This is a genomic window from Psychrobacter sp. TB20-MNA-CIBAN-0197 (assembly GCF_040309765.1).
GTDB classification, from domain to species: domain Bacteria; phylum Pseudomonadota; class Gammaproteobacteria; order Pseudomonadales; family Moraxellaceae; genus Psychrobacter; species Psychrobacter submarinus.
On sequence record NZ_JBEOPC010000413.1, the window covers coordinates 1 to 280 of the forward strand.

Sequence of the window (280 nt, forward strand, 5' to 3'; positions counted from 1 at the left end):
GCTCTGCTGCATCGAACTGACCGCTGAATCGGTGCCCTGCTGAATCCCGCCGATCATCTGCTCGATTTCCTGGGTCGACTGCTGGGTGCGATGCGCCAGCGCCCGCACTTCATCCGCCACCACCGCAAAGCCACGCCCGGCATCGCCGGCGCGCGCGGCTTCGATCGCGGCGTTGAGGGCGAGCAGATTGGTCTGTTCGGCAACGCCACGAATCACCGCCAGCACCGAATCGATCGACGCCACTTGCTGCGCCAGCTCACCCACTGCGCCCGCCGCTAAG

Annotated in this window: 1 protein-coding gene; it reads right to left on the reverse strand. The window is 66.4% G+C overall.

Annotation, left to right across the window (positions count from 1 at the left end; genetic code table 11):
* Positions 1-264, reverse strand: a 264-nt coding sequence (locus AAEY83_RS14275) for a methyl-accepting chemotaxis protein (protein WP_351059853.1), incomplete at its 3' end; no start/stop codon positions are given.
* Between the last annotated feature and the right edge of the window lie 16 nt (positions 265-280).